12 protein-coding genes are annotated in these 12,961 nt (G+C 71.2%); 5 read left to right on the top strand and 7 right to left on the bottom strand.

The genetic code is table 11. The annotated features are described in order from the left end of the window. Window positions 1-76: 76 nt before the first annotated feature. The 4 genes from ACQPZP_RS17555 to ACQPZP_RS17540 are packed head-to-tail and all read left to right on the top strand — an operon-like array spanning window position 77 to window position 5,717. Window positions 77-1,690, top strand: a complete 1,614-nt coding sequence (locus ACQPZP_RS17555) for a carboxyl transferase domain-containing protein (RefSeq protein WP_433478674.1) — start codon at window positions 77-79, stop codon at window positions 1,688-1,690. Window positions 1,691-1,698: 8 nt separating this feature from the next. Then, window positions 1,699-3,636 (top strand): acetyl/propionyl/methylcrotonyl-CoA carboxylase subunit alpha, encoded by a 1,938-nt coding sequence (locus ACQPZP_RS17550; RefSeq protein ID WP_433478673.1) that lies wholly within the window; start codon window positions 1,699-1,701, stop codon window positions 3,634-3,636. Window positions 3,637-3,638: 2 nt separating this feature from the next. After that, window positions 3,639-4,562 (top strand): hydroxymethylglutaryl-CoA lyase, encoded by a 924-nt coding sequence (locus tag ACQPZP_RS17545; protein ID WP_433479626.1) that lies wholly within the window; start codon window positions 3,639-3,641, stop codon window positions 4,560-4,562. A gap of 6 nt (window positions 4,563-4,568) precedes the next feature. Further along, window positions 4,569-5,717, top strand: a complete 1,149-nt coding sequence (locus tag ACQPZP_RS17540; RefSeq protein ID WP_433478672.1) for an acyl-CoA dehydrogenase family protein — start codon at window positions 4,569-4,571, stop codon at window positions 5,715-5,717. A gap of 121 nt (window positions 5,718-5,838) precedes the next feature. On the opposite strand, the gene ACQPZP_RS17535 is transcribed toward ACQPZP_RS17540, so the two are convergent. The 3 genes from ACQPZP_RS17535 to ACQPZP_RS17525 form a co-directional block, all read right to left on the bottom strand. Further along, entirely contained in the window at window positions 5,839-7,086 is a 1,248-nt protein-coding gene (locus ACQPZP_RS17535; protein ID WP_433478671.1) for a hypothetical protein, read from the bottom strand. Then, window positions 7,076-7,522, bottom strand: coding sequence for a SigE family RNA polymerase sigma factor (locus ACQPZP_RS17530; RefSeq protein ID WP_433478670.1), 447 nt, complete (start codon window positions 7,520-7,522; stop codon window positions 7,076-7,078). Before ACQPZP_RS17530 ends, ACQPZP_RS17535 begins: the two co-directional genes overlap by 11 nt. Window positions 7,523-7,667: 145 nt before the next feature. Beyond that, window positions 7,668-8,261 (bottom strand): class I SAM-dependent methyltransferase, encoded by a 594-nt coding sequence (locus ACQPZP_RS17525; protein WP_433478669.1) that lies wholly within the window; start codon window positions 8,259-8,261, stop codon window positions 7,668-7,670. Between the two features lie 70 nt (window positions 8,262-8,331). Here ACQPZP_RS17525 and ACQPZP_RS17520 point away from each other — a divergent pair, with 70 nt between their 5' ends. After that, the gene (locus ACQPZP_RS17520) at window positions 8,332-9,093 is read left to right on the top strand and encodes an FkbM family methyltransferase (RefSeq protein WP_433478668.1); all 762 of its coding nucleotides are present in this window, start codon (window positions 8,332-8,334) and stop codon (window positions 9,091-9,093) included. Between the two features lie 23 nt (window positions 9,094-9,116). On the opposite strand, the gene ACQPZP_RS17515 is transcribed toward ACQPZP_RS17520, so the two are convergent. The 4 genes from ACQPZP_RS17515 to ACQPZP_RS17500 form a co-directional block, all read right to left on the bottom strand. Continuing rightward, complete coding sequence (locus ACQPZP_RS17515) at window positions 9,117-10,142, bottom strand: hypothetical protein (protein WP_433478667.1); 1,026 nt, start codon at window positions 10,140-10,142, stop codon at window positions 9,117-9,119. 37 nt (window positions 10,143-10,179) lie between these two features. Next, entirely contained in the window at window positions 10,180-11,097 is a 918-nt protein-coding gene (locus tag ACQPZP_RS17510) for an LLM class flavin-dependent oxidoreductase (RefSeq protein ID WP_433478666.1), read from the bottom strand. A 28-nt stretch (window positions 11,098-11,125) separates the two neighbouring features. Continuing rightward, window positions 11,126-12,217 carry an NAD(P)/FAD-dependent oxidoreductase gene (locus ACQPZP_RS17505; RefSeq protein WP_433478665.1) on the bottom strand — a complete coding sequence of 364 codons (1,092 nt, stop codon included), beginning with the start codon at window positions 12,215-12,217 and terminating at the stop codon, window positions 11,126-11,128. Between the two features lie 94 nt (window positions 12,218-12,311). Continuing rightward, window positions 12,312-12,788: a MarR family winged helix-turn-helix transcriptional regulator gene (locus tag ACQPZP_RS17500; RefSeq protein ID WP_433478664.1), complete on the bottom strand. Its 477-nt coding sequence runs from the start codon at window positions 12,786-12,788 to the stop codon at window positions 12,312-12,314. Window positions 12,789-12,961 lie beyond the last annotated feature (173 nt).

Genomic DNA, 12,961 nt, shown 5'->3' with positions numbered 1-12,961 from the left:
CGGCCAGTCTAGACTAGAGTTGTTAACGACCGTTAACATCGGCATTGTTAATGAGCGTTAACCGGGAAGGGGGGTCATGAGCGGACCCGAGATCGGCTCCCGCGCCGACGTCGCGGACGAGGCGTTCAAGACGAGCGCCGCGCACAACGAGGCGCTCGTGGCGGAACTGCGCGACCACGTCGACCGGGCGGGGCGCGGCGGTCCGGAGCGGGCCCGCGAGCGGCACGTCGCACGCGGCAAGCTGCTCCCCCGCGACCGGGTCGACACGCTCCTGGACCCCGGCTCGCCCTTCCTGGAGCTGTCGCCGCTGGCCGCGAACGGCATGTACGAGGACGAGGCGCCGGGCGCCGGGATCATCACCGGCGTGGGGCGGGTCTCCGGCCGCGAATGCGTCGTCGTCGCCAACGACGCCACCGTCAAGGGCGGGACGTACTACCCGGTCACGGTGAAGAAGCACCTGCGCGCCCAGGAGGTGGCGCTGCACAACCGGCTCCCCTGCGTCTACCTGGTGGACTCCGGGGGCGCGTTCCTGCCCCGGCAGGACGAGGTGTTCCCCGACCGCGAGCACTTCGGCCGCATCTTCTACAACCAGGCGACGATGTCGGGCCGGGGCATCCCGCAGATCGCGGCGGTGATGGGCTCGTGCACGGCGGGCGGCGCGTACGTCCCCGCGATGAGCGACGAGGCCGTCATCGTCAAGGGCCAGGGCACGATCTTCCTCGGCGGTCCGCCGCTGGTGAAGGCCGCCACCGGCGAGGTCGTCACGGCCGAGGAGCTGGGCGGCGGGGAGTTGCACTCCCGCACGTCCGGCGTCACCGACCATCTCGCCGAGGACGACGCGCACGCGCTCCGGATCGTCCGCGACATCGTCTCGACGTTCGGACCACGTCAGGAACGGCCGTGGGATGTCGCCTCCCCCGAGGAGCCGGCGGTCGATCCGTCCGAGCTGTACGGCATCGTCCCGCCGGACTCGCGCACCCCCTACGACGTGCGCGAGGTCATCGCCCGGATCGTGGACGGCAGCCGTTTCCAGGAGTTCAAGAAGGAGTACGGCGCCACACTCGTCACCGGCTTCGCCCGTATTCACGGGCACCCTGTCGGGATCGTCGCCAACAACGGCATCCTGTTCGGCGAGTCGGCGCAGAAGGGCGCGCATTTCATCGAGCTGTGCGACCGGCGCAGCGTCCCGCTGGTATTCCTGCAGAACATCACCGGGTTCATGGTCGGACGCGAGTACGAGGCGGGCGGCATCGCCAAGCACGGCGCAAAGATGGTCACCGCCGTCGCGTGCGCCCGCGTCCCGAAGTTCACCGTCGTCATCGGCGGGTCGTTCGGCGCCGGCAACTACGCGATGTGCGGCCGGGCCTACTCGCCGCGCTTCCTGTGGATGTGGCCGAACGCCCGCATCTCCGTCATGGGCGGGGAGCAGGCGGCGAGCGTCCTCGCGACCGTCCGCCGCGACCAGCTGGAGGCCCGCGGCGAGGAATGGCCCGCGGAGGACGAGGAAGGGTTCAAGGCGCCGATCCGCGAGCAGTACGAGGCGCAGGGCAACCCGTACTACTCCACGGCGCGGCTGTGGGACGACGGAGTGATCGACCCGCTCGACACCCGGCGCGTGCTGGGGCTCGGGCTGTCGGTCGCGGCCAACGCACCGCTGGAGCCGGTCGGCTACGGCGTCTTCCGGATGTGAGGGTGTTGATGTTCGACAGCGTCCTGGTCGCCAACCGCGGGGAGATCGCCGTCCGTGTCTTCCGCACGCTGCGGCGGCTCGGCATCCGGTCGGTGGCGGTCCACACCGACGCCGACGCGGGGGCACGCCATGTGCGGGAGGCCGACGAGGCCCTCCGGATCCCGTCCTATCTGGACATCGAGGCCGTCATCGCGGCCGCCCGGACGGCCGGGGCGTCGGCCGTCCACCCCGGATACGGCTTCCTGGCCGAGAACACCGCGTTCGCGCGGGCGTGCGGCGAGGCGGGGCTGGTGTTCATCGGCCCGCCGGCCGAGGCGATCGACGCGATGGGCGACAAGATCCGCGCCAAGCGGACCGTCGCCGCGGCCGGTGTCCCCGTCGTGCCGGGAAGGGACGAACCGGGCCTGTCGGATGCCGAACTGAAGGCCGCCGCACTGGAGGTCGGGCTGCCGGTGCTGCTCAAGCCGTCCGCGGGCGGCGGCGGGAAGGGCATGCGGCTCGTCCGGGACGCGGCGGACCTGCCGGAGGCCATCGCGTCCGCCCGCCGCGAGGCGCGCGGCTCGTTCGGCGACGACACGCTGCTCGCCGAGCGGTTCGTGGAGAACCCCCGGCACATCGAGATCCAGGTCTTCGCCGACGCGCACGGCAACGCCGTCCACCTGGGCGAACGCGAGTGCAGCCTGCAGCGCCGGCACCAGAAGATCATCGAGGAGGCGCCGTCCCCGCTGCTGGACGCGGCGTCCCGGGAGCGGATGGGCGCCGCGGCCGTCGCCGCCGCGCAGGCCGTCGGGTACGTGGGCGCGGGAACCGTCGAGTACATCGTCTCCGCCGACCGCCCGGACGAGTTCTTCTTCATGGAGATGAACACCCGGCTCCAGGTCGAGCACCCGGTCACCGAGCTGGTCACCGGACTCGACTTGGTCGAACTCCAACTCCGGGTGGCCTCGGGCGAGCCGCTGCCGTTCGGGCGGGACGACGTCCGGCTGGAGGGCCACTCCATCGAGGCCCGCGTCTACGCCGAGGATCCGGCGCGCGGCTTCCTGCCAACCGGCGGGCGCGTGCTGGCGCTGACCGAGCCCGAGGCGGCGCGTGTCGACTCCGGGCTGGACACGGGGACGGAGGTCGGCGGGTCCTACGACCCGATGCTGGCCAAGGTGATCGTCCACGGCACCGACCGCGCCGAGGCCCTGCGCCGCCTCGACCGCGCGCTCGCCTCGTACACGCTGCTGGGCGTCCCGACGAATGTCGCCTTCCTGCGCGCGCTGCTGCGGCACCCCTCCGTCGTGTCGGGCGATCTCGACACCGGGCTGGTCGAACGCGCCCTGGACGACCTGGTCGCGGGCACGTCCGTGCCGCCGGAGGTGTTCGCCGCCGCCGCGCTGGAGCGGATGCTCACGCTGGAATCCGGCGACGACCCGTGGGACGTCCCGGACGGCTGGCGTCCCGGCGCGCACGCCTGGACACCGTGGATCATCACGCCCTCCGGCGGCGAGCCGGTGGAGGTCCGCGTCCAGGGACGGGCCGCGTCCGCCCGCGTCGCGATCGGCGACGCTCCACCTGTCGCCGCCTCGCTGAGCAGGCCGTTCACGCTGACCTACGGTGGAAGGACGACGTCGTTCGAGACCGCCCGGGACGGGCACACGCTGTGGCTCGGACGTGACGGGCACGCCTGGGCGCTGAGCGAGCACGTCCGGGCCGAGGGCGGCGCCGACGCGGCCGCCGCGGGCGACGGCGTGCTGCGCAGCCCGATGCCGGGGACGGTCCTCGCCGTCAAGGCCGCCGAGGGCGACCGCGTCGACGCCGGGCAGCCGCTGGTGGTGGTCGAGGCGATGAAGATGGAGCACACCGTCACCGCGCCGCTCGCCGGCGTCGTGGCGAAGCTGCCGGTCCGCGCGGGCGCGCAGGTCGCGCTCGACGCGGTGCTGGCCGTGATCGAGGAGGCATGACGATGCCGGTACCGCTCTCCGGGCTCCCCGGGCGGATCACGATCTACGAGGTCGGGCCGCGGGACGGGCTGCAGAACGAGAAGGCGGTCGTCCCCGTCGAGGTCAAGTCGGAGTTCGTGACCCGGCTGGCGGACGCGGGGCTGCGCACGATCGAGACCACCAGCTTCGTCCACCCCAGGTGGGTGCCGCAGCTCGCCGACGCCGAGCAGCTGCTGGACGTCCTGCCGCGTTCACCCGAACTGCGGTATCCCGTCCTCGTCCCGAACGAGCGGGGTCTCGACCGGGCACTCGCCAACGGCATCACCGAGATCGCCGTCTTCGGCAGCGCGACCGAGACGTTCGCACGCCGCAACCTGAACCGGACCGTGGACGAGTCCCTCGCGATGTTCGCCCCGGTCGTGGAACGCGCGCGCGCCGAGGGCCTCTGGGTGCGCGCCTATGTGTCGATGGTGTGCGGCGACCCGTGGGAGGGCGATGTCCCCATCTCGCAGGTGGTCTCCGTCGCGTCCCGGATGATGGACATGGGCTGCTCCCAGCTCAGCCTCGGCGACACGATCGGCGTCGGCACACCCGGCCAGGTCACCGCGCTCATCGAGGCGCTGGGCGCGGCGGGCATCGGCACCGACCGGCTCGCCGTCCACTTCCACGACACCTACGGGCAGGCGCTCGCCAACACCCTTGCCGCGCTCCGCGCCGGCGTCACCGTCGTGGACGCCTCGGCGGGCGGCCTCGGCGGCTGCCCGTACGCGGAGAGCGCCACCGGCAACCTGCCCACCGAAGACCTCGTCTGGATGCTGAACGGCCTCGGCATCGAGACGGGCGTCGACCTCGCCAAGCTCGTGTCCACCAGCCGCTGGATGGCCGGCCGGCTCGGCCGCCCCAGCCCGTCCCGCGTCGTCCAGGCCCTGTCACCGGAATCGGAGTGAACCCTAATGATCGACTTCACGCTCAGTGAGGAGCAGGAGGAACTGCGGCGCACGGTCGAGCGGTTCGCCCGCGAGACGGTCGCCCCGGTGATCGGGGACCTGTACGAGCGCGGCGAGTTCCCGTACGAGATCGTCGCCGCGATGGGCAAGATGGGGCTGTTCGGGCTGCCGTTCCCGGAGGAGCACGGCGGCATGGGCGGCGACTACTTCGCCCTCTGCCTGGCCCTGGAGGAGCTGGCCCGCGTCGACTCCTCGGTGGCGATCACGCTCGAGGCGGGGGTGTCGCTGGGCGCGATGCCGATCTACCGCTTCGGCTCGGCCGAGCAGAAGGAGCGGTGGCTGCCGCGGCTCACCTCCGGCGAGAGGCTGGCGGGCTTCGGCCTGACCGAGCCGGGCGGCGGCTCCGACGTCCCCGGCGGCATGCGCACCACGGCCCGGCTGGACGGCGACTCCTGGGTGATCAACGGCTCGAAGGCGTTCATCACCAACTCCGGCACCGACATCACCGACTTCGTGACCGTGACCGCGTTCACCGGCCCGAACGAGATCTCCACGATCATCGTCCCGAACGGCACTCCGGGCTTCACGGTCGGCCGCAAGTACTCCAAGGTCGGCTGGTCGTCGTCCGACACGCGGGAGCTGTCGTTCGACGACGTCCGCGTCCCGGCCGAGAACCTGGTCGGCGAGCGCGGACGGGGTTACGCGCAGTTCCTCCGCATCCTGGACGAGGGGCGCATCGCCATCGCCGCACTGTCGGTCGGCCTCGCCCAGGGCTGCGTGGACGAGAGCCTCCACTACGTGCACGAGCGGGAGGCGTTCGGCAAGGAGATCGGCCACTACCAGGCCATGCAGTTCAAGATCGCCGACATGGAGGCGCGTGCGCACACCGCCCGCCTCGCCTACTACGCGGCCGCCGCGAAGATGCTGGCCGGCGAGCAGTTCAAGAAGGAGGCCGCGATCGCCAAGCTGGTCGCGTCCAATGCCGCCATGGACAACGCCCGCGACGCCACCCAGATCTTCGGCGGCTACGGCTTCATGAACGAGTACGCCGTCGGCCGCTTCTACCGCGACGCGAAGATCCTCGAAGTGGGCGAGGGCACCTCGGAGGTCCAGCGCATGCTGATCGCCCGCGCGCTCGGCCTCCCCCCGTCCTGACCGGTCCGGCGGCCGGCCCGGGTCACGGACCGGCCGCCGGGAACGGCGCCGCACCGGGGAGCGCCGGTCACCGGGCCAGCCCTGTAGGCCCGGCATCCGGCCCGCTCTCCCGGCCGCGTCGTCAGCGGATCCTGGAGAGGTCGATCAGCTTCATCCCGTCCTTGCCGGACAGGAAGATCAGCGGGTCGCGGGCGTCGCGCCGTGGGCCCGGCGCCATCCCGTGGTCGTCCTTCCTGACCCCGGTGTCGAGCAGCTTGCCGGTCTTGAGGTCGTACAGGAGATGGTTTCTCGACTTCAATCCACTCGGCTGATAGGGGAGGAACCTGTCGTACAGGACGCCCTCCATGAAGTCGTTGTACGGGAGCGACCGGCCGGCCGTGCCGTCCCTGCGCTGCACGGCCGTGTACATGTCCCCGTGGTAGACGACGCCGGGCGCGGGACCGCTGACACACCAGGTCACCGCGCACGCCCAAATGCCCTTGACCGGCGCGAGCACGGCCTTGCGCCGCTCTCCGGTCTGGACGTTGCGCAGCAACCGGTATCGGACGTCGCCGACCTTTTCCCCGGATGCCCCCGACCCGATCCAAGGCCAGGAGATGATCGTGAAGCCCTCCGTGCCGGGGAGTCTTTCCGGCGATCCACCTGACAGGGACGCCTTGTACGTGCCGCTCCCCATGGACCAGACGACGTTCCCGCCGTCGATCAGCAGCCTGGACAGGTCCGAACCCGGCATTCCGGCGATCTTGTGGGCCGCGCCGCCCGTGACGGGCGCACCCCAGATCTCCACCGTGGTGATCCCGCCCTTCTCGTAGGACAGCCACCAGACGACCCGGCCGTCCCCGACGGTGAAGTCCGAGGCGTAGATCTTCGAATGACCTGGAACCACGACGTCGGTGACGACCGTGGCCTTGTGCGCCTTGAGGTCGTACGCCCACAGCTTGTCGGTGACCTCGAACGACGATGTGGTCGACGCAAGCAGGGTGCCGTCGTCCAGCATCGTGATCGGGTGCAGCGCGCGCCCGCTCGGCAGCCTTTCCGGGACGCTCCGGACGGCGTCCGGCCATCGCTCGCTCACCTTGACGGGCCTCCCCAGGCCGGTCAGAGACACGGGCGTGAGCTTGCCGGGCTTGGCAACGTCCGGCGGCCTTTCGCCGGATCGCGCGAGCAGTCCGCCCGCGCCTGTCGCGCCGACGATCACGGCGACGGCCAGCGCGGCGGCCGATGCCCGGCGCCGCCGTCTCCTCCGATATCCCTCCTCCACCTGCCCCAGGAGGCCCGGTGCGACATCCGGTGCCTCCCGCGCCACGGTCGCGAGCGTGCCACGGAGCGCACGGTCCAGATCAAGTGCACGGTCCAGATCATCGGTCATGGTGGCCTCCCGCCGTGGACGCTACGGCCGGGCGCCGGTCCGCGCGAAGCTTGCCGAGCGCGCGAGCGGCCTGGCTGCGGACCGTCCCGCGCGAGATGCCGAGCGTCCCGGCGATCTCCTCGTCCGAGAGGTCCTCGTAGTACCTCAGCACCAGCACCGCCCGCTGCCGCCGCGGAAGCATCGCGAGCGCCTCCCACAGCCGCGGATCATGTTCGGCCCGGTCCAGGCCAGGGTCGTCGTAGCGCCGTTCCGGAAGTTCGCCGACCAGGTCCTCGCGCCTTCGCCGCCGCCACATGCTGATGTGCTGCCGCGCCATGATCTTCCGGACGTACCCCTCGGGATCGTGCTTGTTCGCGACCCGCCCCCAGGCGCCGCGCAACCTGATCAGCCCCTCCTGTAAGAGATCCGCCGCATCGTGGGCGTTGCCGGTGAGCACAAAGCCGTAGCGCAGCAGAGCCTGAGACCGTCACCACGAACTCCTCGTACGTCACGCCGTCGTCGTCCAAGAGGCCGTCCCTTCCATCACTCCCAGGACGCCTGACCCCTCGAATCTGTTGCACGGCTGAACCATCCCGGCCGCGTCAGCGGCGATGGGCCGTGAAAGTGGTGAGGTCGGAGAGGTCGCGCCGGGTGACGCCGGAGAAGCGGCGGCGCAGTTCGTGTGCGATGCGGTCGAGCTTGTCGTCCGGCAAGGCCAGGCGGCGGGCCAGCATGGTCGAGCGTCTGCCGCCGTGCGAGGCGATCACCACGCGGCCGCCGGGACGGGTGACGCGGCGCAGTTCGTCCAGACCGGCTTCGAGATCCGGCCAGATCCCGACGTTGTTGACCGAGACGACGCAGTCGAATTCGGCGTCGCCGAATCCGGTGTCGGCGGCGGTGCCGAGGCGGAGGTCGGCCCGCGGCGCGTGTCTGCGGGCCATCTTCCGCATCTCCGGGGACGGGTCCACGCCGCACACCCTCCCGGCGGGGGTGCCGGCGAGGCGGCGGATCATGGCACCCGGGCCGTACCCGATCTCCAGGACGTCCTCGCCCGGCCGGACGCCCAGCAGGGCGACGACCTCGTCCTGCCTGTTCGTCCAGAACATGACGCACCCAGCGAGGCGTCCCCGCAGCCCGCTCGGCAGGACGAAGGGCGATCGGGTGGGCTCGCCCGAGGTCCACGGTCTCGTCTCCACGCCGGGGACGTTCCCCGACGTGGGGCGCGGAATCCGTCCGGTGCGAGGGCGGGCGCGATAGGGTCGGCGGATGCTGCTGCGCGCGTATGGGATCGCCCGGTCGCTGGTCATGTACTACGGGATTCCGGGAAAGCACCGGCGCGCGATGCGCCTTTACGGCGAGTTCCTCGGCCCAGGTGACGTGGCCTTCGACATCGGTGCCCACGTGGGCGGACGGGTGCGTGTCTGGCGGCGGCTCGGGGCGCGTGTGGTCGCGGTGGAGCCGCAGCCCGACTGCCTCCGGGTGCTGCGGCTGTTCTTCGGCCGCGACCAGGACGTCGCGATCGTCGCCGGGGCCGCCGGGACGAAGCCGGGCCGGGCGCGGCTCGCGATGTCCACGGCCACGCCGACGGTGTCCTCGATGTCGCCCGGCTGGATCAAGTCGGTGACGAAGGACAGCAGTTTCGCCCGGGTCCAGTGGGACCGGTCGGTCGAGGTCGAGGTCACGACGCTGGACGAGCTCATCGCGGTGCACGGCGTCCCGGCCTTCTGCAAGATCGACGTCGAGGGCTTCGAGGCGGACGTGCTGGCGGGGCTCTCCCGGCCGGTGCCCGCCCTGTCCTTCGAGTACGTGCCGTCGGCGCACGACGCCTCCATGGAGGCGCTGCGCCTCGTGGAGCGGCTCGGCGAGACGGCGGGCGGCTACGTCTACAACTACTCCCCCATCGAGACGATGCGGTTCGCCGCCCCGCGCTGGCTGGAGGCGTCCGAGCTGCGGCGGCAGTTGGAGAGGATCCGTCCGCGCGGACGGTCCGGCGACGTCTACGCCCGGCTCCGCAGAGCCGGTGATTGACGGGCTCCGTCGGGCTGGTGCGCTCAGCCTGAGCGCGACGCGAAGGACGCGAACCGGGCCTCCACGTCGTCGGAGTCCAGTTCGCGGAGACTGACGCGGGCTTCCAGAGCCTCGTGCAGAACGGGGTACATGTTGGCCGGCGCCCACTGGGCGTGGATGGACTTCTCGTCCAGGAACAAGGTGGGGACGCCGTTGACGACCGGCACGGCGTCGAAGGAGGCCGAGCCGGGAAAGAACAACGCCGGTTTCGCGCCGGCTCCCGGGTAGTGGAATCCGAGGCGCTGGTGGTCGATCAGATCACCGGCCGCCTGGTGGTCCTGCGCGGTCAGGCCGTGGTTACGGGCGTAGCGCACGACGGCCGGATCGGTCGGCTCGGCACCGAGGTAGCCGGGTCCGGCGTGGCGGAGCAGGGCGTCCTGGGCGAGCGCGAAGAAGTGGTACATCCGGTCCTGGACACCGGTCAGGCCGAGGACGAAGCCGCGGCGGTTGCGCGGGTCGAGCAGCAGGATCTCCCGGTCGTCCAGGAGAGAAAGGACCTCTTGGACGTAGTAGAGCGTTTCGTAGTGGTCTTGCAGCTCCTCCACGAGCGCGGCGACATGCGGCCGGGCGCGCAGCCGTTGCCGCGCCCGGACGTCGCGGCTGAGCATCGTCATGGCCGCGAGAAGGACGAAGGGCAGGGCGTGGTGGGCCCTGACGAGGTCGGGAGAAGTCCGGAACAGCTCGTCCTCGGCGCTCGCCCCGCCCCGCGCCGTGAAGTCCTTGGCCAGGTGCAGCCCGCGCTCGGCGACCTTGAGGACCGTGTCGACCGGAACCGTCACCGTGCCGCCCCGCTCGACCAGGACCCCGCACACGAACGCCATCATCCCGGTGCGGAACACGTCACCGGACTCCAGCAACGCGGTCAGCTCCGCCAGCGCGGCATCGGGGTCGGTGATCGTCTGCAGGAACGCCTGTACCTCGTCCCGGCCGATCAGGTCCGTCCCGGCCCGGCATTCGGCCAGGTCGCTCGGCTGCCCGGCGAACCCGGCGATCCCCGTCGTCTGCGACATCCGATCATGCTAGTGCCGGGCCGGGACGGACCGCGTCCTACCCGGCGCTCTCCTTCGCGACCGCCTCGCGCACGGCCGGGACGATCTCCTGCGCCCAGCGGCCGGCGGAGACCGGATCCGGTGTGCCGCCCCTCGGCGAGAAGAGGACGAATCCCGACGCGCCGTGCTCCAGGACCGCCCCGGTCAGCTCCTCCGCCCACTGGTCGGCGGAACCGCCGATCCAGCGGCCGTCGCGGTCCCGCGTGGTTGGCTCAGGCCGATCGGTGATGCGCCCGGGGAAGTTGAAGACCGTGCGGACCTCCCCCGGATCGCGGCCCGCGGCGGCCGCTGCCTCGTCGATGACCGGCCGCGACGTCCGGTAGCGCTCGCTGAGCCAGTCCGCCGCGTGGCCGGGGAGCCAGCCGTCGGCCACCCGCCCGGTGACGGCGAGGGACTTCCGGCCGACCGAACCCGTCCACACCGGCGGTGCGGCGACGGGTGCGGGCTCGATCTCGTCCACCCGGTAGTGGCGCCCGTGGTAGGTGACCGGCGGGCCGCCGCCCGACAGCTTCTTGACCAGGACGATCGCCTCCTCGAAGGCTTCCACCGCATCGCCCGGCGAGAGCCGCGGCACCCCCATGTCGGAGATCCGGTCCCACAGCCCGCCGGCGCCCATGCCGAGGACGACGCGGCCGCCGGAGAGCGACGACAGCGTGGTGACCGTCCGCGCGAGCATGGGGGCCGGCCGGGTCGGCAGGTTGGTGACGTTGGCGAAGCCGGCGATGTGCCGTGTACGCCCGAGGACGAACGCGATGGACGCGTAGGCGTCCAGGCGCCCGCCGATGTAGGGATGGTCCGACAGCGAGAAGATGTCGAGCCCGTCGCGGTCGGCCTGCTGGGCCATGCGCAGCAGTTCGGGTCCGTCGTCGATCCCGCTGTGCGCGCCGAAGCCGAAGAGGACTTCCTGTACCGGCATCGTTCTGCCTTTCGTTCGGGGCGCGTGTTCAGGCGGCGCCGAACAACTCGGCGAAGCGGCCGGTGAACAGGTCGGCGCCCTTGTACTCGGAGACCGTCGTCGCCGGGACGACGGACGGGCCGTCGGGCGTGGGCATCTGCCCGACCCCTCCGCGTGGTCCGAGCGGGAGCAGGATCATGGGGGCGGACGCGGCCCGGTAGACGGCATCGGGCTCCTCGCCGCGCAGTTGCGCGCCGATGTTCAGCGCCACGACCTCGGCGTGCTGCATCGCGTATCCGGCCCTCTTCACCTCGGCGAGATCGGTGATGTCGCCGACGGCGTAGACATGGTCGTGCCCGTGGACGTTCAGGGTCTCGGTGACGGGAACCTGACCCTGCGCCGTGCGCGGCGTGAGCCGTCCGTCGGCGAGGTAGTCACTGTTGAACCGGACGCCGTGGGCGCGGAACCAGATGTCGGCGGTGATCTCCTCGCCGCCGGTGGTGGTGACCGTGAAGGTCTCGGCCCGCCCGGGTTCGGCCGGCGGCGGCGCCACGAGGCCGGTGCCCAGCCGCAGCCGCACGCCGAGGTCGTCGAGCTGGCGGCGCAGGTCCTGGTGCATCTCCGCCTCGTAGCCGGGGAGCAGTTCCCCGGACGGGTCGACGATGGTCACCTGCTTGTGGGGCCAGACTTCCTTGATCTCTCCCGCCAGTTCGAGGCCGACGGGCCCGGCACCGGCGATCAGCACCCTGTTGGCGCCGGCCAGTTCCTTGTGGGTGCCGCGAAGGGCGTCCAGCGCCTCGTCGGTGGATTCGGCGTCGGGCTTGGCCGGATAGGAGTAGTTCGAGCCTGACGCCAGAACCAGGTAGTCCGCTTCGACACGCCTACCGGAGGCGAGGGTGACCCCTCCGGCGTCGACCGAGACGGCACGGTCACGGATCACCGTCCCCCGGGTGAGCAGCGTGTCATAGGGGAAGAACATGTTTCCCGCCCAGCCGGGCTGGGTGAGTGCCCGCAGTGCCCCCGCCGCGTTGACGAACGCGTCCCGGGGATCGATGAGGACGACGTCGGCCTCGGCGTCCAAGGCCTTGGCGACCGCCGATCCTCCGTAGCCACCGCCGATGACCACGACCGTACGACCCATGGTTCCACACTCCCACATATAAAGATTGCAGTTCGTAGTACGAACCATAGTAGTTCGTACTACGAACTGCAACCCCTGTCCTGCGGGCGCGGTCTCACGGCGTGCGGGCGGCTCCTTCGTCGGGTTCCGCGAACACCATCGGAACCTCGTTGTCCATCACGATGCGGCCGAGCAGATCCGCGAGCGCGTCGCGTTCGGCGTCACTGAACCCCGCGGGCAGTTCGCCGACACGGCGGCAGGTCTCCGCGTAGAACTCGTCCACGAGGGCGCTGCCCTCCGGGGTCAACGCGACTCTCACGGCACGCATGTCCTGCGGGTCCGTCTCACGCCGGACCAGGCCGTTGCGTTCGCTGCGGTCCACCAGGCCGGTGAGGCTCGACTTGGCGAGCCCGAGCATCGCCCCCAACTCGCCCATCCCCCGCGGCTGCGCCATCAGAACGCACAGCAACTGACCCTGCTGCGAGGTGATGCCGTACGCCCGCGCCGACTGCGCATACACGGCATTCACCAGGAACGTGCCCCGTACGAGCGCGCTCACGACCCCGATCCGCCCATCATCCTGCTTGGCCACGCGACCAGCCTACCTCCGGACGCCCCTGCAATTCGTGCAACGAACTACCCGCCGCCCGGGCCGCAACCCGTTCGCCTGGCGATGGGCCGCGGCCGGCCGCCACCGGTCGGACGTTCAGGCGCACCCACCGAGCCTGCATCGATCGAAGTGGTCGATAGCTTGACGGCTAACCT

This window comes from Spirillospora sp. CA-142024, assembly GCF_050942325.1.
GTDB lineage: Bacteria > Actinomycetota > Actinomycetes > Streptosporangiales > Streptosporangiaceae > Spirillospora.
Note: the sequence above shows the minus strand (reverse complement) of the source record. Positions and strands in the feature narration are given on the sequence as shown.

Excerpts from the sequence above, each read along its gene's own strand:
- ACQPZP_RS17555 (WP_433478674.1), top strand. The coding sequence starts at position 77 with ATGAGCGGACCCGAGATCGGCTCCCGCGCCGACGTCGCGGACGAGGCG.
- ACQPZP_RS17550 (WP_433478673.1), top strand. The coding sequence starts at position 1,699 with ATGTTCGACAGCGTCCTGGTCGCCAACCGCGGGGAGATCGCCGTCCGT.
- ACQPZP_RS17545 (WP_433479626.1), top strand. The coding sequence starts at position 3,639 with ATGCCGGTACCGCTCTCCGGGCTCCCCGGGCGGATCACGATCTACGAG.
- ACQPZP_RS17540 (WP_433478672.1), top strand. The coding sequence starts at position 4,569 with ATGATCGACTTCACGCTCAGTGAGGAGCAGGAGGAACTGCGGCGCACG.
- ACQPZP_RS17535 (WP_433478671.1), bottom strand. The coding sequence starts at position 7,086 with ATGACCGATGATCTGGACCGTGCACTTGATCTGGACCGTGCGCTCCGT.
- ACQPZP_RS17520 (WP_433478668.1), top strand. The coding sequence starts at position 8,332 with ATGCTGCTGCGCGCGTATGGGATCGCCCGGTCGCTGGTCATGTACTAC.
- ACQPZP_RS17515 (WP_433478667.1), bottom strand. The coding sequence starts at position 10,142 with ATGTCGCAGACGACGGGGATCGCCGGGTTCGCCGGGCAGCCGAGCGAC.
- ACQPZP_RS17510 (WP_433478666.1), bottom strand. The coding sequence starts at position 11,097 with ATGCCGGTACAGGAAGTCCTCTTCGGCTTCGGCGCGCACAGCGGGATC.
- ACQPZP_RS17505 (WP_433478665.1), bottom strand. The coding sequence starts at position 12,217 with ATGGGTCGTACGGTCGTGGTCATCGGCGGTGGCTACGGAGGATCGGCG.